This is a genomic window from Streptomyces sp. MMBL 11-1 (assembly GCF_028622875.1).
Lineage (GTDB): Bacteria > Actinomycetota > Actinomycetes > Streptomycetales > Streptomycetaceae > Streptomyces.
The window spans coordinates 268033-287176 of sequence record NZ_CP117709.1; the positions used below are offsets into that span (position 1 = coordinate 268033).

Genomic DNA, 19144 nt, shown 5'->3' on the forward strand with positions numbered 1-19144 from the left:
GACGACATGTCGACAGGCAGGCGCAGTGCGGGGCTTCTTCTCTTCCGGGTCGTGGAGGGCGTGGGCGAGCGGGATGTCGAGGTGCTGATCGGGCACATGGGCGGTCCGTTCTGGGCGGGACGGGAGACGGCCGCCTGGTCGGTGCCGAAGGGCGAGTACGGACCGGAGGAGGACGCGGAGACGGCCGCCCGGCGGGAGTTCGTGGAGGAGCTGGGCGTGCCGGTCCCGCCGGGTGAGTGGATCGCGCTGGGCGAGTCACGGCAGCGCAGCGGCAAGACGGTGACCGTCTGGGCGCTGGAGGCGGAGCTGGACGTGACGTCCGTCGTGCCCGGGACCTTCTCGATGGAGTGGCCGCGCGGGTCCGGCGTGCAGCGGGAGTTCCCGGAGATGGACCGGTTCGCCTGGTGCACGCCGGAGCTGGCCGCCGAGCGGCTGATCGTCGGCCAGCGGGTGTTCGTCGGCCGGCTGCGCGCTCAGGTGCTCGGGACGGCCGCCTCCCCCGACGCGTAGGCCGGGCGGCCTGCCCGCAGTTCCAGTACGTCGCCGGTGAAACGGGCCCGGAAGCTGCGGTCGTGCGAGACGACGACGACCGCGCCCCGGTACTGGTCGAGGGCCTGTTCCAGCTCCTCCACCAGGCTCAGCGCGATGTGGTTCGTCGGCTCGTCGAGTACCAGCAGATCGGCCGGTCGGGTCACCAGACGGGCCAGGGCCAGCCTCCGTTGCTGACCGACGGAGAGGGACGCCACGGGCACGTCGAGGTCCTCGGGGCGGAACAGGCCGAGGGCCAGGAGTTCGTCGGCGTACTCGTCGGGGAAGCCGGGGCGGCCCGCCGCGAAGGTGGCGAGCAGGGTGCGCCGGGTCGGGCGCGCGGGCAGTTCCTGCGGGAGGTAGCCGATGCGGGCGCGGCGGGTGACCGTGCCCGCGTCGGGGGTGAGGTCTCCCGCGAGGACCCGCAGCAGGGTGGTCTTCCCGGCCCCGTTCTCGCCGGTCACCAGAAGGCGGGCTCCCGACTCCACGCGCAGGGAGGGGAGGCGGAGGCGGTCCCCGACGGAGACGTCGTCCAGCTCCACGAGGGACCTCGCGCCGCCCGCCGCGCCGGTCACGGGCATGGTCCCGTCGCGGTCCGCCACGCCGGCCCCGGCAGCGGTTCCGTCGCGGCCCGCCGTACCGGTCCCGGCAGCGGTTTCGTCAGGGCCCGCCGTACCGGTCCCGTCGGTGACGGTCGGGCGGCCGGTGAAGGCGAGCGGGCGGGGCGGGGGCGGCACGGGTGACCTGCGCAGGGCGTCCAGCCGGGTCCGGGCGGCTCTGACCTGGCCGGACAGTTTGGCCTCGTGCGAGCGGCGGTGTTTGCCGAAGCCCTGTTTCGGGTCTCTCCCGGTGGCCGCGAGCCGCGCCCCGGCCGCTTCGACGAGTTCCTCGGTGCGGGCCAGGTCCGTCAGGTACTCCTCGTGCTCCTGGGCCCAGCGGCGGCGGGCGGCGGCCTTGGCGGTGCGGTAGCCGTCCCAGCCGTCCCCGTACCGGGTGACCGTGCGCAGGTCCCGGTCGACCTCCAGGATCACCGAGGTGACGCGCTCCAGGAACGCCCGGTCGTGGGTGATCGCCACGACGGTGCCCCGATGGGCGCGCAGGTGGTCCTCCAGCCAGCCGACGGCGCGTGCGTCGAGGTGGTTGGTCGGCTCGTCGAGCAGCAGCAGTTCGGGGGCGGCCGCCAGGACGCAGGCGAGGGCGAGGCGGGACTGCTCGCCGCCGGAGAGCGTGGCGAGCGCGCGGTCGCGGGTGAGGTGGGCGAGACCGAGGCCGTGCAGAGCCGCTTCGGTGCGGGCGTCCGCCCGGTAGCCGTCGCGGTCCTCGTAGGCGGTGAGGAGGTCTCCGTACGCGGCGAGCTCCGCGTCGGTGGGCCCCGCGTCGCCGGGCTCGCGGTCCGAGAGGCCGGCCTCCGCCTCACGGATACGGTGTTCGAGGTCGCGCAGTTCGGCGAGGGCCGCGTCGACGGCGTCCTGCACGGTGTCGGCCGGACCGAGGTCGAGGGTCTGGGCGAGATAGCCGGTGCCGCCGGGGAAGCGGACGGTGATCTCCCCGGTGTCCGGGTGCTCCACTCCGGCCAGCAGCCGGAGCAGGGTGGACTTTCCGGAGCCGTTCTCGCCGATGACGGCGGTCTTCTCACCGGGCCGGACGGTGAGGGTCACCTGGTCGAGTACGGATCGGTCCCCGTACGCCTTGGAGACGTCCTTCATGGCAAGTTGAGCGCGGTCGCGCTGGGGGTGCATGGGTGCCTTTTCCCTGGGTGACGGCCCGCGAAGGCGCGCGCGGAGGCGCGGCGGCGGGGCGTGGATGCCGGACGGCGGAGGGGACGGCGGCGGGCGCGCGGGGTGACGTCGACGTCACCGGGGCGTCTCAGAGGGACGCGCGGTGTGGCGCGCTGCGGCCGTCCGGGCCGGGAATCAGCGGAAGAAGTAGTAGCGGTACGAACCCATGCCGGCCATTCTAACGGCGGCCGGCCCCCGGCGTCGGGAGTTTTTCGCCCTCCTCCCCGGCGGCGGGGAGGAGGAGCCGGAGGTCGCCGCCGGGTGCGGGAGGGGTTCAGCCGCGAGAACGGGAAGGTTCAGCGCGGGTGCGGGAGGGGTCCAGCCGCGGGTGCGGGAGGGGTTCAGCCGCCCGGGAGGATGACGGCCCGGCCGTTGATCCTGCCGTCGTGGAGGCGCTCGTAGGCGAGCGGTGCCTCGTCGAGGGAGTACGTCTCCACGTGCACGTCGACCGCCCCGGCGTGGGCCAGGTCGAGGACCTCGGCGAGTTCCTTGCGCGAGCCCCAGTAGGGCGCGCTGACGTTGGTGCCGTACGGGAGGGCCCCGAAGCCGACCGGGAGCGCGCCGCCGCCGATGCCGACGATGGTGACGTCGCCGTCGACGCGGGCGGCGGCTCCGGCGGTCGCCACGGTGGGCGGTGCTCCGACGAAGTCGAGGACCACGTGCGCGCCGAGTCCGCCGGTCAGTTCCATGACGCGGGCGGCCGCCTTCTCGTCGGAGAGGACGGTTTCGTGTGCGCCGACGGTCCTGGCCAGGGCGAGCTTGTCCTCGGTGACGTCCAGGGCGATCACCCGGGCGGCCGTCATGGCGCGCAGCAGCTGGATCGCGACGTGGCCGAGGCCGCCGGTGCCGATGACGACGGCGGTGGAACCGGGCACCAGCTTCGCCCGCGAGCGGACGATCGCGTGGTACGGGGTGAGTCCGGCGTCCGTGAGGGGCACCGTCTTCACCGGGTCGAGGTCGCCGATCGGGATCAGATGACGGGGGTCGTCGACGATCATGTACTCGGCCATCGCGCCGGGTGCGCCGAGTCCGGGCGGCATGATGCCGAGCTCCTTGGCGCGCAGGCAGTAGTTCTCCTTGCCTTCGGCGCAGTTCACACAGGTGCCGCAGCCCCAGGGCCCGTACACCGCGACGGAGTCGCCGGGGGCGAAGCCGTCGACGCCGTCGCCGAGGGCGGCGACCGTGCCGACACCCTCGTGTCCCAGGGTGAGGGGCAGCGGGAAGGGGATCTGGTCGGCGGGCCAGCTCATCACGGCGATGTCGGAGTGGCAGACACCGGCGGCGGTGACCTTCAGCAGGACCTGGCCGGGGCCGGGCTCGGGGTCCGGAACGGTGACCACCTCGGGGGCGGCGCCGACGGCTCGGTACTGAACGGCTTTCATGAGGTCTCCTCGCTTCTCTCTTGACTCTCTTTGTCGCCCCCGTGTCCCCCGCGCGCCACTCGGGCTCCGTCACGGGGCGGAGTAGCCGCCGTCCACCAGGTGATAGCTGCCGTGGATGAAGGAAGCCTTGTCCGAGAGCAGGAAGGCGGCGAGTTCGGCGACTTCCTCGGCGGTGCCGAGCCGTCCGGCCGGGTGCCGGGAGATCAGGTGCTCGCGGGCCTCCGGGTCGGTGTCCCGCAGGAGCGGGGTGTCGATGAAGCCGGGGCCGACCGCGTTGATCCGGACGTTCTGCCCGGCGTATTCGAGCGCGGCGGTCTTGGTGAGGCCGACGACGCCGTGCTTGGCCGCGACGTAGGCGGGCGACCCGGCGAAGCCGTTGGTGCCGAGGATGGAGGACATGTTGACGATCGCGCCGCCGCCCGCCGCGACGATGGCGGGCAGTTCGTAGCGCATCGAGTGGAAGACGCCGCTGAGGTTGGTGGCGACGACGCGGTTCCAGTCCTCGACCGGGTACTCGCCGGTGGGACTGCTGGGGCCCGCGATGCCGGCGTTGTTGACGGCCAGGTGGAGGGCGCCGAAGGTGTCCACCGCGAACCGCACCCCCGCTTCGACGGAGGCCGGGTCGGTGACGTCCATCGCGACGGCGGCGGCCCTGGCTCCGGTGCTCTCAAGCTCGGCCGCGGTCTTGCGCGCGCTCTCCTCGTCGTAGTCGGCGACGACGACAGCCGCGCCGCCGGCGGCGAGCCGCCGGGCCAGGGCGAGGCCGATGCCGGAGGCGCCGCCGGTGACGAGGGCGGTGCGGCCCGCGAACTCGGCCCGGGCTTCGGCCTTCGCCTCGGCCGCGGGGGTGGAGCTGTGCTCGGTGCTCGTCTCGGTGCTCATGAGGTTGCCTCGGTTCTTTCTGCTTCTTCTGTGGTGCTGGTGGTGCTGGTGTGCTGCTCCGGAGCGCCGCTGTGCCGGCCCGGAGCGAGGCGCGGCTCGCCGAGCAGGTCGGCGGCGAGCGCGTCGAACGCCTCGGCGACCAGTCCGGGCAGGGCGTCCGGCTGCCCTCCGCGCACCCAGGCGGCCTGGGCGGCGAGCAGCGCTCCCGCTCCCGCGGCGACGGTCACGGCGGGCCGGATGTCCCGCCGCGGGTCGACGCCGAGCCGGTCCGCGACGATGGCGACCGAGTCCTCCTGTGCGTCCACCCGGATGTGATGGAAGACGGCGTAGAGAGTCGGCTCCTCCTCGGCGACGACCAGCAGGTCGAAGATCCGGGGGCGGCGGTGCCAGGGCTCCGCCCCGGGATCGGCGAGCCAGTCGAGAACGGCCCGCCGGTAGGCGAGGAGCGGAGGTTCCGGGGCCGGGCGGGCGCGCAGGGCCGCGTTGATGCGGTCGCCGTCGCCCCGCAGGGAGTCGAGGGCGGCGGCCTCCTTGCTCGGGAAGTACCGGCTGAACGTGCGGCGGTCGACGTCCGCGGCTTCCGCGATCTCCTCGACCGTCACGTTCCGCAGTCCCCGGTCGAGCACCAGCTCGAACGCGGCCTGGGCCAGGGTGTCGCGGGTGCGGCGCGCCTTGCGGCTGCGCCGTTCCGGGATCTTCCGTTCCGGAGTCATACGTGCACCGTACACCTGAAAATGTCCCTACGCGACATTCGTCTCGTAGGGACATCAGGGGGCTGCCCGGAGGGCCCGGCCGTGGGGGTGGCTCTGGGCCCGGCCCTGGGGTGGGCCCAGAGCCGGGCCGACGCGGACGCGGCGCTCAGACCGCGGCGGTCCGCCGCTCGCCCTCGCCCGCGTCGGTGGCATCGCGGGGAACGGCGACACCGGGAACCGGGTCTTGGAGAGCGGTGACACCAGGAACCGCGTCGCTGGAAACGGCGGGCCGCCCGCTGCCGGCGGGGGCGCGCCGCAAGGCGAGCGCGGCGATGTCGTCGCGCCGGACGCCTCCGGAGAAGTCCTCCAGATCGGCGTGGAGCGCGTCGAGCAGTTCGCGCGGTCCGTGCCGGGCCCAGGCCCCGATCCGCTCGTCCAGCGGGTAGAAGGCGCCGGCGGCGTCGCGGGCCTCGGTCACCCCGTCGGTGACGGCGAGGAGCGTCGCGCCCGGCGGGAAGTCGAAGGATTCGGTCGTCCGGGTCTCCTGGCTGAGGCCGGCGAGGCCGAGGGGCACGTACGTCCGGTGGAGCGTGACGGCCGAGGCCCGGCCGTCGTGCAGCAGAAGCGGCGGCAGGTGTCCGCAGTTCACGGCCGCCACCCGGCCCCCCTCGTCGAACCCGAGCACGAGCGCGGTCACGAAGCGTTCGGCCTCACCGGTCTGGGCGGAGAACACGTTGTGCCGGACGACGGCGTCCTCCAGCGCGTCCACGACTCCCGTCAGCGTGGGTTCACGGATGGCCGCCTCACGGAACGCGGCGATGGCCGCGAATCCGGCGCCGATGGCCGCGAGCCCCTTGCCCTGGACGTCCCCGATGATCACCCGGGTTCCGTAGGGCGACTCGACGACCTCGTAGATGTCTCCGCCGACGAAGCGGTCCTCCTCCATCGGCTCGTAGAGCCCGTCCGCGAAGATGTCACCGGTCGCGAGCGGCAGCGGCCGCAGGATCTGGCGCTGCAGGGCGACGGCGGCGGACCGCAGCCGCGCCATCTCGGTGCCGTGCCGGATGCGCGCCGCGCAGGCGGCGACCCCGAGAGCACAGGCCAGTACGGCGAATCCGATGCCGAAGACGAAGTCCCAGAAGGTGCCGTCCGCGCCGACCCGGAACCCGACGACGACCGTGGTGATCCACACCGCGACCCAGATCGTCTGGCGGAGGCTGCAGTAGACCGAGGCCAGCGCGGGGACGACCACGAGCAGCGGCACGACCCGCAGGTCGTCGCCGGTCGTGTCGTCGAGGAGCACGACCAGCACGGTCAGCAGCGCAAGGCCGCCGGCCAGCGCCCAGTTGCCGATCCGGCTCTGGGACACCGCCGCGACGCCCGCGTCCGCACCGGGCACACCACCGCCTCGGTGCCGTACCCCGTTCCGCTTCTGCGCCATGTCCAGCAACCTCATGGGCACGGCCTGTCCTCCCGCTGATCTTCCGGTGCCGCCCGCGGTTGCGGCCGGTCCTTCCAGTTGACCGGGTGGCGGGCGTCCGCGCAGGAGGGCTTAGGGCCCCGAGCGGCTGCCGAAGGTCCCGCACGGGACTTCCGGCCCGGACTCCGGTCCCGTACGCGGAGTGCCTCACGTCCCGGTCCCGCCGGCCGACGGGACCGTGGCGGGGACGAGGGCGGTGAGGAATTCCGTACGGCGGCGAAGCCGGAAGCCGAGGGACTCGTAGAGCCGGACGGCCCCGGTGTTGGCGGCGGCGGCATGCAGGAACGGAGTCTCACCGCGCTCCCGGATCCCGTGCGCGACCGCCAGGAGCAGGCGGCTCGCCAGCCCCTGCCCCCGAACGGACTCGTCCGTGCAGACGCCGCTGATCTCGGTCCAGCCGGGCGGGTGCAGCCGCTCCCCCGCCATCGCGACCAGGGCGCCGCCCCGGCGGATTCCCAGATACGTGCCCAGCTCGACCGTGCGCGGCAGGAAGGGGCCGGGGCGGGTGCGTGCCACCAGGTCCAGCATCTCCGGCACGTCCCGGGGGCCCAGCGGGACCGCCTCCGGATCGGGCGCGGCGTCCACCGACGCGTCGACCAGCTGGACGCCCTCGGCCCGGAAGACGATCTCCCAGTCCCGTGGCGGCGGCTCCTGGAACGCGGCCAGGGCGACGGAACCGCCCGGCCCGGCGAGCGCCGCGACATCGGCCCAGTCCGGGGCGTCCGGGGCGTCGGGGAGCGCGAGCCAGGGAGTGACCTCGGCGGGATAGCGCAGGATCCGCCCCCGGCTCTCGGCGAAGTGCGCGTGCGGGCCGGTGAGCGAGGACCGGATGGGGTTGTCCAACGGGTGGAGCGGGGAAGGCGCATCGATCCGGGTACGGCTCATGGCGTGGTTCTGGGGCATGGTCTTCCTCGTTCTCGTTCCGTCCCGCGCGGTTCTCGGCAGCGGGTCATCGGGGTCGGGAGCGGCGCACCCGCCAGGCAGGAAAAGCCGGTGGATACGACAGGTATTCCGCCGGGCCCATCTGTTCATGGCGCCGCGATCACCGGGGCGCGGGCCGTCCGGCCCGGCACCGCCGGGGCCGTCGGCCCTACGGCACCCCGACGCCCCGATGCCCTGACGGGCGCCCGCACCGGCGAGCGGCGAAATCGACTCATCCGTAGGCCAATAAGAGCCGGTCCGCCCCCAACGGCCCCCTGGCTGTGGCACTCTGGTGGCGACCGCCCCACCGGGCTCCCCCGTACCGGTGGGGCGGTTGTTTGCGCATTCATTGCCGGCGCCCTTCCCGCGCCTCCTTCGCGCGCACCTTTCCCGCGCCTCCTTCGCGCGCCTCCTCACCCGCCTCCTTCGCGCGCCCCCTCGGCTCCCCCTCGGCTCCCCCTCGGGTCCCCCTCGACTCCCCCTCGGTCGGCGCCGCCCGGGTGACGGTGATTCAGCACCGAACCCGGCCCATTTCGGGTCAACTCGTACCGCACGACCGGACCAACTCCTTCCGCCACGCATGAGACCCGCACCCCTGGGAAGGCGAACAGACCTCAGGGCCTACGAACCAGGGAGCGTGAAGCGACATGACCGCGCAGACCGCGCAGACCGCGCAGACGGCGGGTACGGAGCAGGCGGGCGCCACCGAGGAACTTCCGTGGATCGAGGATGCCGGAAAGATCGCTCCGCTCGACGCGCGCCGGCTCTCACGCCCTTTCTTCGACCGCCTTCAGGTCCTGGAGGAGGGCACGCACGAGTACCAGTACGCGCGCAACACCCTCATCGAGATGAACCTGTCCCTCGTCCGCTTCGCCGCCAACCGCTTCCGCAACCGGGGCAGTGGCGACATGGAGGACATCATCCAGGTCGGCACCATCGGGCTGATCAAGGCGATCGACCGTTTCGACCTCTCGCGGGAGGTCGAGTTCACCTCCTTCGCGGTGCCGTACATCGTCGGGGAGATCAAGCGGTTCTTCCGTGACACGAGCTGGGCCGTGCACGTGCCGCGGCGCCTCCAGGAGCTTCGGGTCGACCTCGCCAAGGCGAAGGAGTCCCTGGCGGGCGACCTCGACCGGGACCCCACGGTGCGGGAGCTGGCAGAGACCCTGGGGATCGAGGAGTCCGAGGTCACGGAGGGGATCGTCGCCTCCAACGGCTACACGGCGGGTTCCCTGGACATGCCGACCGACAGCGCGGAGAGCGGGCCCCGCCAGGCCGCCGGGCGGACCTTCGCCGATGTGCTGGGCGAGCCGGACCCCGCCATGGAGGCCGTGGAGAATCTCCACGCACTCGCGCCCCTTCTGGGCGAACTGGACGAGCGGGAACGCCGGATCATCGACATGCGCTTCGGCCAGGAGATGACCCAGGCGCAGATCGGGGCGGAGCTCGGGATATCGCAGATGCATGTGTCCCGGCTGCTGAGCCGGATGCTGGGCAAGCTGCGGAACGGCATGCTCGTCCAGGAGTGACGGTCGCGAGCCACCCCGTTTGGGCGGCGGAGAGCGGGTGACGAAGCGTTGCGGTTCTGACTGATGCATCAGTCAGAACCGCAACGCTCTGCTCGTTGGGGGTCTACGTCCGCTGATGTTGAGGTTTTCTCAACACATGGCTACGGTGGCTGACCATGCAGCAGGACGAGGTGGCCGCACGGGTCCGGCAGGTGATCGACGCGACGGGGGTGAGCGCGCGCGAGTTCGCGCGGCGGATCGTCATCGATCCGTCGAAGCTGTCCCGTTCCCTGAACGGCACACGGCGCTTCACCGCCGCCGAACTGGCCCGGATCGCGGACATCGGCGGCGTGGACGTCAGTCGGCTGATCGGTACGACGACCGGCGCGGAAGGTACGACTGCCGGGACGGCGGGCGATGGGCCTTTCCGGGCGGCGTCCACGCCGTCGACCACGCGCTCCGCGTCTCCCTCGCGCCCGCCCGTCCCCTCACCGGAGGGCGGCAGGCCCTTGCAGATCGTGCGGGAGACGGTCCGGCTCATCGCCGAACGTGGTTTCCACTCCGTCCGGGTCGCGGACATCGCCGCGGCCTGCCACACCAGCACGGCGGCGATCCACTACCACTTCCCCGGCCGTGACGAACTCCTCGAAGCGGCGGTCCGCTGGTGCATGGACGAGGACACCCGCCGTCGTGCCGACGCCACGGCCGATACCCGTCACGCCGGGGACGAGCTGCGGCTGCTGATCGAGCTCCAGACGCCCCGCACCGAACAGCAGCGGCGGCAGTGGTGCGTCTGGCTCGACCTGTGGGCCGAGGCCGCCCGGTCCACCACGGTCGGACGGCTCCACGTGGAGTACTACCGCCAGTGGCGCGGAACGGTCGCCGCCGTGATCCGTCGCGGCGTCGAACAAGGCGTGTTCCGTCCGGTCGACGCGGAGAGCACGGCCCTCGCCCTCACCGCGCTGATCGACGGACTGGCCTCCCAGGTCCTGGCCACCGAACCCGGCCTCCCGGGCACCGATGCACAGGCGATGCACGACGCGCTCATCGCCCACGTGGACGACTGCCTGATGGCACCCGCGCCCGGCTGACACCCGCACCCGCCCCGTACATCCCGTGTACCCCCTGACCCCTGAACCGAACTTCCCGAATCCCCGAACTACCCGGACCCCCCTCATTCCCCCGGACTCATTCCCCCGGACTCACTCCCCGCACTCCCCGAGAGGAGACGTTCCCGCATGCCCGTGAACCAGGACGTCATCATCACCTGCGCCCTCACCGGAGCCGGCGACACCGTCGGCCGCAGCCCCCATGTCCCGGTGACGCCCGAGCAGATCGCCGCCTCCGCCGTCGAGGCCGCCGGCGCCGGGGCCGCTGTGGTCCACATCCATGTCCGCGACCCGGAGAGCGGCGCGCCCTCCCGCGATCCGCGGCTCTACCGGGAGGTCGTCGAGCGGATCCGGGAGACCGGCACCGATGTGGTCATCAACCTGACGGCCGGAATGGGCGGGGACCTCGTCATCGACCCGGAGGCCCCGCTCCGTCAGCTGCCGGGCACCGATCTGGTCAGCGGTCTCGAACGGCTGCCGCACGTGGAGGACCTGCTGCCGGACATCTGCACCCTCGACTGCGGTTCGCTCAACTTCGGCGACGGCAGCAACCTCTACGTCTCGACCCCCGACATGCTGCGCACCGGCGCGAAGCGCATCCAGGAGCTCGGGGTCCGGCCCGAGCTGGAGATCTTCGACACCGGGCAACTGTGGTTCGCCAAACAGCTCCTCGCCGAGGGGCTGCTCGACGACCCCACGGTCTTCCAGCTCTGCATGGGCATTCCGTGGGGCGCGCCCGCCGACCCGGGAGTCCTCCAGGCGATGGTCAACATGCTTCCGCCGGGCGCCCAGTGGGCGAGCTTCTCGCTCGGCCGGATGCAGATGCCCTGGGCCGCCCAGTCGATCCTGCTCGGCGGACACGTCCGGGTCGGCCTGGAGGACAACCTCTATCTGGGCAAGGGCGTCAAGGCCACCAACGGCCAGTTGGTGGAGCGCGCCGTGCGGATCACCGAATCCCTGGGCTCCCGGGTCGCCACGCCCGACGAGGCACGCGCGAAGCTCGGCCTGCGCCCGCGCGCCTGACCACGCACGCCTTCCACCTCCCCCTCCCCCCCTCCCCCGTTCGTCCCCTCCCCCCACCCCACCCTTCTGGAGTACCGCCCGTGACTGTCACCCCCTCTGCCGCCGCGCCCGACGGCCCCGCCGCCCCCTGTGCCCCGGAGGACGTACGCCGTGTGGCGTGTGTCGGGGCCGGGGTGATCGGCGGAGGCTGGGCGGCCCACTTCCTCGCCCGCGGCTACGACGTCACCGCCTGGGACCCGGCCCCCGACGCGGCCGTCCGGCTGCGCCGGCTCATCGCCGCCGCCTGGCCCGCCCTGGAGCGGCTCGGCCTGGCCGCCGGAGCCTCGCAGGACCGGCTGACCGTCACCGCGACCCTCGAAGAGGCCGTGGCCGACGCCCAGTTCGTCCAGGAGAGCGCCCCCGAAAAGCTGGACCTGAAGCGTGACCTGCTGGCCAGGCTGGACGCCGCCGCGCCCGTCGGCACGGTGATCGCCTCGTCGACCTCCGGCTATCCGATGACGGACATGCAGACGGAGGCCGCCGACCCCGGCCGACTCGTCGTCGGGCATCCCTTCAACCCGCCCTACCTCATCCCCCTGGTCGAGGTCGTCGGCGGTGAACGGACCGCACCCGCCGCGGTCGACTGGGCCTCGCGCTTCTACGCCGTCGCGGGCAAGTCCGTGATCACCATGGACCGCGAGGTGCCCGGCTTCATCGCCAACCGGCTCCAGGAGGCCCTCTGGCGCGAAGCCCTGCACATGGTCGCCAACGGCGAGGCCACGGTGGCCGAGATCGACGCGTCGATCACCGAGGGCCCCGGGCTCCGCTGGGCGGTCATGGGACCGATGTTGACCTTCGCGCTCGCGGGCGGCGAGGGCGGGATGGCCCACATGCTCGACCACTTCGGCCCGTCGCTGAAGTCGCCCTGGACCCGGCTCGAAGCGCCCGAACTGGACCGTACGCTCTACGAGGCGGTGGTGGCCGGCTGTGAGGAGGCCGCGGACGGCCGGAGCATCGCCGATCTGGTCGCCGAACGGGACCGGGGCGTCATCGACGTCCTGCGGGCGACGGGCCGCCTGCCCCTGACCGCCGAGGAGGCGACCCGATGAGCGAGCAGCGGACGCCCGACGAGCACATCGCGGGCGCGGACACCACCGGCCCCCTGGGCACCGCGGACGTCGGACACACCGCAGCCGCCGAGGAGACCATGGCGCTCCCCCTGGTCCACCGGACGGTACGGCCCGAGTGGATCGACTACAACGGCCACATGAGCGAGGCGTTCTACGTCCTGGTCTTCGGGTACGCCACCGACGCGATGATGATCGAGACCGGTCTGCACGCCGGATACCGCGAGAGCACCGGCTGCTCGCTCTACACCGTCGAGTCGCATCTGCGCTATCTCCGCGACGTGGCCGAGGGTGCCCATCTGGCCGTCCGCACCCGCCTGTTGGGAGTGGACGCGAAGAAGGCGCGCTTCAGCCACGAGATGTACGCGGTCGGCGCACCGGACGGCCTCCCGGAGCCGGAGGCCACGCCGGTGGCGACGAGCGAGCTACTGGCGCTCCACGTGGACCAGCGGGCGGGCCGTACCGCCCCGTTCCCGGATTCCGTCCGGGAACGGCTGGCCGCGCTCGTCGAGCCGGCGCCCGCGTGGGCGGGCCGCTCGATCGCCGAGGTCCCGGCGGCCCGCTGAGCCGTCCTGGCCCCGGGCGGGCGGCGGACCCTCCGGGCGGAGACGACCGGTGCCCGCCGCCCGCGACCCGGGGGTTCCGCCCGTACGACGCCGTGGTGCGGCATCCGGTGACCGTGGACCGAGCCGACCGAGCCCCGTCACACCGTCGTGCGGGCTCCCGCCAGTACGGCGGTGTGCACGGCGCGGGCGATCCGCGCGCCCCAGGGGGAACGGGGTCCGGCAAAGGGCACCCCGCCGTCCGGCCCCGGTTCGGGGGCGGCTACGCACACGGCGTCCGTGGGGGTGCCCGAGCAGTCGAGTCCGGCGTCCAGGAGGGCCTGGACCTTGGCCTCCGTGGCGGTGGCGACGGCGTTGACGAGGGCCGCGTCGGAGAGCGCGACGGGCAGCGTGACGACGATGTTGACCGTTCCCGGCCGGAACGGGGGCTCCGGCGCTTCCGCGGAGCCCGGCCGGTGCGGCGCCGCCCGGGTGACGGTGTCGGGGGCCGCCGCCCAGCCCCGTACTCCGAGGCCGGTGGTGACGGTCGCGGCGACACCACCGTCGTGGCCGGTCGTGTACGCGCCGACGTCGGCAGCGGTCATCAGCCCGGCGCCCGGCCCGGTGAGCCCCTCCGCGGCGGCGATCTCCGCGAGGTGTCGGTCCGGGTCGAGGCGCGGGTAGCCACCGGGAACCTGGGCGTTGAGGATCCAGCCCCGGGGGCCGATGCCACCGCCGAGGACCGCGCTGCTGCAGACCCGGACGCCGGGTCCCAGCCGCCATAGAAGCTGGTGGAGCCGGTGCCCGTCCTCGTGCCGGTCGCGCAGTTCGCCGCGTTGCGCGGGCGGCCGGAGGCGTACGGAAGAGATGGCGCACCCCTGGTGGCTCGGCGGGTCGGCGGTGGTCCGGCCTTCGGCCGTCACGGTCCGCCGATCATATCGGGACCCGGGATCTCACCCGATTGGCCTAACGGGTTCCAGGGCGGCACAGTGCCGTGGCACGGGCCCGGGGCCCCGCACCGGGCTTCCGGGAGCCCTGATCCGGGCGGGCGGCCGGTTGCAGCGTCCATGCGGGTGAGGCGCGATGGAATCCGGACGCGCCACCTCTGGTGGAGCCACCCACAGGGCGTGCCCGAGAGGAGGAATCGGTTATGGGAGCCGCTGACGGTTTCACGGATTCCGGAGAACTCGACGGTCTGACCGTGTACGACAACGACGGCGAGAAGGTCGGCAGTGTGGGCCGGGTGTACGTCGACGACGACACCGGCAAGCCCGACTGGGTCACGGTCAAAACCGGCCTGTTCGGCATGAAGGAGAGCTTCGTTCCGCTCGCCGGAGCCCGTCGGGTGGGCTCCGACCTGCACGTGGCGCATCCGAAGGACAGCGTCAAGGACGCTCCGCGCGTCGATGCGGACGCGCACCTCTCCGTGGCCGAGGAGGAGGAGCTGTACCGGCACTACGGCCTGACCAGGAAATCCGGCGGGAATCTCGGTGAGAACCGGTCGGCGGGCATGGACGCGCCGACCGTCGCCGGGACCGGTGCGATGGGTGCGGCGGGCGCCGCCGGCACGGCGGGCGCGGCCCGTGGCACCGGAACGGCCCCCGGCGCGAAGGCGACCGGGAAGGCGGGCACGGGCGCCGGGACCACCGGTGCGGGAACGACGGGAGCGGGCATGGCAGGAGCAGGCAGCGGTACGGGCAGGCACCGCGACACGGACGCCTCCACCACGGCACGCCCGATGGCGGGCGCCGGCGCGGGCACGTCCCGGTCGGCCGACATGGGCGGCCGGGAGGAGATGATCCGCTCCGAGGAGCAGCTGCACGTCGGCAAGGAGGAGTACGAGAGCGGCAGGGCACGGCTGCACAAGTACGTGGTGACCGAGGAGGTCACCCGGACCGTGCCCGTGTCCCACGAAGAGGTCCGGGTGGTCCGCGAACCGCTCCGGCCCGGTGAGAAGACCACCGGGACGACGGACTTCGGCGAGCAGGACGTCGAGGTCACGCTGCACGCGGAGCGCGCCACCGTACGCAAGGAGGCCGTGCCGGTGGAGCGGGTCCGGCTGGAGACCAACCGGGTCACCGAGCAGAAGGAAGTCTCCGCCGAGGTCCGCAAGGAGAAGATCGACTACGCGGACGGCAAGGACATGGGCACGGGCAAGGACGCCGGTGGCGAGTTCGGCCAGGGGCGTCGCCGCTGACGCGCACGTCCTCAGTCAGGTGGCCACACGGCCGCTCCCACGTCCTCGGCCGCCGGGCGGGCTCGTTCAACGGGCCCGCCCGGCGGGCTGTCCGGCGGGCTGTCCGGCGGGCTGTCCGGCGGGCTGTCCGGCGGGGCGACCGCACGGGCCGCGGGGACATCCTCGGTGATGACCTCGGCCGGGGCGCCGCGGCGTACGGCTGCGCGCGGGGCCGACGCGGGGTGCGCTCAGCCTGTCGCACCGGCCCGGGCGGATCCGGCCCGGGCTTCGGCGCCCCCGGGGGTGCGGCCTGGGTCGAACAGCCGGGGTTTACGGAGCCTGGAGGGCGATCACCGCGTTCTGGCCGCCGAAGCCGAAGGAGTGGCTGACGGCCCGCCGTACGGGCACCTCGCGCGGGGCCTTGGTGACGCAGTCGATGTCGAACCCGGGCTCGGGGGTGTCCAGGTTCGCGATCGGGGGGACCACACCGTGCTGGAGAGTGAGGACCGTCAGCCCCGCTTCGATAGCGCCGGCCGCCCCCATGCAGTGGCCCAGCACCCCCTTGGGGGCGGTCACGGGCGGCCGGTGCGGATAGCAACGGCCGATGAGGGCGGCTTCGGTGGCGTCGTTGAGGGGGGTCGACGTGCCGTGCGCGTTGACGTGGTCGACGTCCTCGGCACGCCAGCCCGCGTCGCGCAGCGCGGCGTCGACCGCCGCCCGTGCGACCTCCCCGGACGGGTGGGGGCTGGTGGGGTGATGGGCGTCGGTGGTGGCGCCCGCGCCCGCGATCAGCGCCCTGGGGGCGGCTCCTCGCGCCCGGGCGTCCTCCGCTCGCTCCAGGACCATGATGGCCGCGCCCTCGCCCATGACGATGCCCGCCCGGTCCGCGGCGAAGGGGCGGCAGAGGCGGGCGGGGTCGCCGTCCCGCACCGCTGCCGCGCCGGAGCGGGCGAAGCCGGTCATGGCGACCGGGAACACGATCGACTCGGTGGCCCCGGCGATGGCGATGTCGCACTGGCCCAGCGTCAGCATGTCCCGGGCCACCGACAGCGCGGTCACCCCGGACGAACAGGCCGTGCACGGCGCCAGGCTGGGGCCGGTGGCCCTCATCCGGATGGCGATCTCGGCGGCGGGCATGTTCGGGATGGTCAGCAGGATGCCCGAGGGCGAGGTGGCCGCGGGGCCCCGCCGCTCCAGGACGACGGCCTGTTCGGTGAGTCCGGCGGATCCTCCGCTGCTGGTACCGACGACGACGGCGACCCGGGCGCTGTCCCAGTGCGCCGGGTCGAGCCCGGCGTCGGCGACCGCTTCCCTGGCGGCCAGGAGGGCGAACTTGACGTACCGGCCCATCCGGAACGCGGTCCGGCCGCCGACCGCTTCTTCGAGGTCGATGCCGGAGACCGTACAGGCGAAGTCGATTTCGCAGCCCAGCAGGTCGGGGACGGTGCGAGCGGTCGACAGACCCGCGCAGACCCCGTCCCAGGTGGTGTCGGTGGTGTTGCCGACCGGAGTGATCATCCCCAGCCCGGTGACGGCGATGGCTGGTCGCTTCATCGGGTGTTGCTCACCGGAACCGTGGCCTCGGCCGCCGCGCTGCCGACGGCGGCGTCGATGTACGCGGAGATGTCGGCCAGCGTGGCGTCCTTGTACAGCTTCTCCGAGTCCGCGTCGACGCCCAGGGTCTCCTTGATGACGACGGCGAACTCGGCGACCGCGAGGGAGTCCATCTCCAGGCTGTCCATCGTGGACTCCGGCAGGATCTCGCCGGCGGGTACCTTGAACGTCCCGGTCAGCACCTCGGTGATCTTGGGGTGGATGCTCTTCATGGTGGTTCCTCTCATCGGCGTCTCATCGACGTGGTCGCGTCCTGCGCGGCGGGTGCCTGAACGCGGCGGCCCACCGCCGGAATTAACTGGATGGCCATCTTCCGGTTACGCCTTCGGGCGAACCGATTCGTCTACGCTCACCTGCGGCTTCTCGAACCACCGGGCGAGCATGGATGTGGTTCCCCAGTACGCCAGCAGCACCCCGCGAGAACCGAGCGCCGCCACCTTCTCGCGCAGCGGGCGCCTCCTGCTGCCGCAGACGGGACGCTTGAACTCCGCCGCTCGGCCCCGGATTCCCGTCCTGCGAGCCCGGTGCCAGGGCCCCTCCGGGTCGTCGTAGACGTCCACGTAACCGGGTCCGGCGATCGGCCAGTCCGACATCAGGCGCTCGGGGAGCGCGAAGGACTCCACCAGGGCGGGAGTGTGCTGGGCCACCACGGCGACCGCGTCCTCCACCGCGTCGGGCAGCAGGGTGACCTGATCGGCGGTCAGCCGTCCGGACGCGAGCAGGTCGCCGCTGTTGACGGCGACCCACCGCAGCGCGAAGAGCCTGCGCAGCTCGGCCAGCCGTTCGCGCGCCGGCCCCTCGGGCAGGGAGGCGACGGCCTCGGCGTACGCCTCGTCCGCCTGTCGGTAGGCGTGCGCCTCGACGCCGCGCAGCGCGGCCGAGGAGGCCGCGTTCCACCGGCCGAGCGGGTCGCCGGGCGGGGCGGCGCCCATCCGCTCGCGGGCGCGGGCGAACCAGAGGTCCTCCACGGCCGCGAACAGCCGTCCGAGGAAGGCGGGGTCGCCCGTGTCGCCGGGGCCGTCCGTGTCGCCGGGGCCGTGCGGGGCCGGTTCCCGGCCGGTGGCGCTGAACAGCATCTCCGCGGCGGCCTTGGCGTGCACGGCGAGGTTGTCGCCCTCGGCGGTAATCGCACCCTCGATGCCGGTGAACAGCTCGGTCATGCCGTTGTTCTCCAGGAGCCCCTGCGCGCCGCACCGTTCGCGGCATTCGACGATGACGGCGCGCGCCTGCCAGGTGATCCACCCCTTGGCGACGGCCACCAGACGCTCCGCCTCGCCCCGGTCGGCCTCCGGGGCCGACTCCCAGCGGTCCAGGGCCCTGCGGTGCAGCAGGCTCATCGCGTAGACGGTGGCCATCGCTCCGGCCAGTGGCCCGTGGTGGGTGCGGTGCGCGTACACCGGGATCCGCCGCGCGGTGCGCGACCCGGAGATCATCCGGTGGCCCGCGTAGCGGACGGCGATGGCCAGGGTGACCCGGGCGGAGCCGACCGCGCAGGCGCTCATGGAGAGCTTGCCGGGGACGACCCGGCCGATGGAGGCGAGGAACCGCCTTCTGCGGTTGGGGACTTCGCTGTGCACGTGCCCGTCGTCGCCGATCCACCCCTGCTGTCCGGCGAGCAGCGCGTCGCGCGGCACGAAGCGGCGGTCGAAGGAGGTCAGGCAGTGGTCGACCGGGGAGCCCATCCGGGCGGGCAGCCGCCGCACCCGGACGCCGGGCAGGGCGCGGTGGGCGTCGGTGAGCGGGACGAGGAAGAGGAAGACCCCGTGGTCGGCGCCGTCGACGAGCAGCCGGGCCGCGACCACACCGGACTTGGGGCCTCCGGCGGGGCTGGTGTTGGGCATGAACTTCTGCGCACCGGCGTGCGGGGTGTGCAGCACGAAGCCGTCGCGTTCACGGTCGTACGTCGCGGTCGTCTCGATGGCCGCCGCGTCGTTGCCGTGCGCCACCTCTGTACAGAGGAAGGTGCCCACGCGCCGCAGCGCGAGGAAGTCCGACAAGTCGCGGAGTGTGCCCGCGTCGTGGTCGAGGAGGCTGCCGAGGAAGAGGTTGTAGTGGATGCCCGCCACGGTGGTCAGCGCCGGGTCGACGGGGCCGAGCCACTCGTGCAGGGCGGCCAGCGCCCGGGGGTCGGCGGCCAGTCTCGCGCCGCTGTCGAGCGCGCTGTTGAGGATGCGCAGGCGGTGGTAGGAGAGGGCGAGTCGCTCGTCGGGGGTGCCGCCACCGGGTCGGCGGAAGGGTTCCGTTGTCAGCAGCCGGCGCCAGAACCCGTGCTCCTGACGGAAGTTGGGCCCGAAAAGCACCGCGGTGAGGAGGTCGTTCGTGGACGGCGGGGCCGCGTCGTTCATGATTACGGTCACAACAAAGTAACGATCAAGGAACGGCGAGGACACCCCCGCCGTCCCG

At 73.1% G+C, this 19144-nt stretch carries 17 protein-coding genes; 7 read left to right on the plus strand and 10 right to left on the minus strand.

The window, feature by feature from the left end; genetic code table 11:
- Positions 1 to 6: 6 nt before the first annotated feature.
- A complete protein-coding gene (locus PSQ21_RS01160) occupies positions 7 to 510 on the plus strand; it encodes an NUDIX domain-containing protein (RefSeq protein WP_274028499.1) in 504 nt (167 codons plus the stop codon).
- Here the strand turns inward: PSQ21_RS01160 and PSQ21_RS01165 are convergent.
- The 6 genes from PSQ21_RS01165 to PSQ21_RS01190 form a co-directional block, all read right to left on the minus strand.
- Positions 474 to 2267 carry an ABC-F family ATP-binding cassette domain-containing protein gene (locus PSQ21_RS01165; protein ID WP_274028500.1) on the minus strand — a complete coding sequence of 598 codons (1794 nt, stop codon included), beginning with the start codon at positions 2265 to 2267 and terminating at the stop codon, positions 474 to 476. The genes PSQ21_RS01160 and PSQ21_RS01165 overlap by 37 nt on opposite strands.
- Positions 2268 to 2647: 380 nt before the next feature.
- Positions 2648 to 3688, minus strand: coding sequence for an NAD(P)-dependent alcohol dehydrogenase (locus PSQ21_RS01170; RefSeq protein ID WP_274028501.1), 1041 nt, complete (start codon positions 3686 to 3688; stop codon positions 2648 to 2650).
- Positions 3689 to 3757: 69 nt separating this feature from the next.
- The gene (locus tag PSQ21_RS01175) at positions 3758 to 4570 is read right to left on the minus strand and encodes an SDR family NAD(P)-dependent oxidoreductase (protein WP_274028502.1); all 813 of its coding nucleotides are present in this window, start codon (positions 4568 to 4570) and stop codon (positions 3758 to 3760) included.
- A complete protein-coding gene (locus PSQ21_RS01180; RefSeq protein ID WP_274028503.1) occupies positions 4567 to 5283 on the minus strand; it encodes a TetR family transcriptional regulator in 717 nt (238 codons plus the stop codon). Before PSQ21_RS01180 ends, PSQ21_RS01175 begins: the two co-directional genes overlap by 4 nt.
- Before the next feature lie 145 nt (positions 5284 to 5428).
- Positions 5429 to 6703, minus strand: a complete 1275-nt coding sequence (locus tag PSQ21_RS01185; protein WP_274035599.1) for a PP2C family protein-serine/threonine phosphatase — start codon at positions 6701 to 6703, stop codon at positions 5429 to 5431.
- A gap of 186 nt (positions 6704 to 6889) precedes the next feature.
- Positions 6890 to 7645, minus strand: coding sequence for a GNAT family N-acetyltransferase (locus PSQ21_RS01190; protein WP_274028504.1), 756 nt, complete (start codon positions 7643 to 7645; stop codon positions 6890 to 6892).
- A gap of 665 nt (positions 7646 to 8310) precedes the next feature.
- Here PSQ21_RS01190 and PSQ21_RS01195 point away from each other — a divergent pair.
- The 5 genes from PSQ21_RS01195 to PSQ21_RS01215 all read left to right on the plus strand — a co-directional run bounded on the left by PSQ21_RS01195 (position 8311) and on the right by PSQ21_RS01215 (position 12975).
- Complete coding sequence (locus PSQ21_RS01195; RefSeq protein ID WP_274028506.1) at positions 8311 to 9192, plus strand: RNA polymerase sigma factor SigF; 882 nt, start codon at positions 8311 to 8313, stop codon at positions 9190 to 9192.
- A gap of 155 nt (positions 9193 to 9347) precedes the next feature.
- Positions 9348 to 10262 carry a TetR/AcrR family transcriptional regulator gene (locus PSQ21_RS01200; protein WP_274028507.1) on the plus strand — a complete coding sequence of 305 codons (915 nt, stop codon included), beginning with the start codon at positions 9348 to 9350 and terminating at the stop codon, positions 10260 to 10262.
- A gap of 147 nt (positions 10263 to 10409) precedes the next feature.
- The gene (locus PSQ21_RS01205; RefSeq protein WP_274028508.1) at positions 10410 to 11303 is read left to right on the plus strand and encodes a 3-keto-5-aminohexanoate cleavage protein; all 894 of its coding nucleotides are present in this window, start codon (positions 10410 to 10412) and stop codon (positions 11301 to 11303) included.
- 80 nt (positions 11304 to 11383) lie between these two features.
- A complete protein-coding gene (locus tag PSQ21_RS01210) occupies positions 11384 to 12391 on the plus strand; it encodes a 3-hydroxyacyl-CoA dehydrogenase NAD-binding domain-containing protein (protein WP_274028510.1) in 1008 nt (335 codons plus the stop codon).
- A 98-nt stretch (positions 12392 to 12489) separates the two neighbouring features.
- Entirely contained in the window at positions 12490 to 12975 is a 486-nt protein-coding gene (locus PSQ21_RS01215) for a thioesterase family protein (protein WP_274035600.1), read from the plus strand.
- 137 nt (positions 12976 to 13112) lie between these two features.
- Here the strand turns inward: PSQ21_RS01215 and PSQ21_RS01220 are convergent, their stop codons facing one another.
- Positions 13113 to 13874: an adenosylcobinamide amidohydrolase gene (locus PSQ21_RS01220; protein ID WP_397992172.1), complete on the minus strand. Its 762-nt coding sequence runs from the start codon at positions 13872 to 13874 to the stop codon at positions 13113 to 13115.
- 227 nt (positions 13875 to 14101) lie between these two features.
- Here PSQ21_RS01220 and PSQ21_RS01225 point away from each other — a divergent pair, with 227 nt between their 5' ends.
- Entirely contained in the window at positions 14102 to 15148 is a 1047-nt protein-coding gene (locus tag PSQ21_RS01225) for a PRC and DUF2382 domain-containing protein (protein WP_274028511.1), read from the plus strand.
- Between the two features lie 309 nt (positions 15149 to 15457).
- Here the strand turns inward: PSQ21_RS01225 and PSQ21_RS01230 are convergent, their stop codons facing one another.
- From PSQ21_RS01230 to PSQ21_RS01240, 3 genes are all read right to left on the minus strand, one after another.
- Complete coding sequence (locus PSQ21_RS01230; protein WP_274028513.1) at positions 15458 to 16681, minus strand: beta-ketoacyl-[acyl-carrier-protein] synthase family protein; 1224 nt, start codon at positions 16679 to 16681, stop codon at positions 15458 to 15460.
- Complete coding sequence (locus PSQ21_RS01235; protein WP_274028514.1) at positions 16678 to 16953, minus strand: acyl carrier protein; 276 nt, start codon at positions 16951 to 16953, stop codon at positions 16678 to 16680. Before PSQ21_RS01235 ends, PSQ21_RS01230 begins: the two co-directional genes overlap by 4 nt.
- Positions 16954 to 17058: 105 nt before the next feature.
- Positions 17059 to 19086, minus strand: a complete 2028-nt coding sequence (locus tag PSQ21_RS01240; protein WP_274028516.1) for an acyl-CoA dehydrogenase family protein — start codon at positions 19084 to 19086, stop codon at positions 17059 to 17061.
- Positions 19087 to 19144 lie beyond the last annotated feature (58 nt).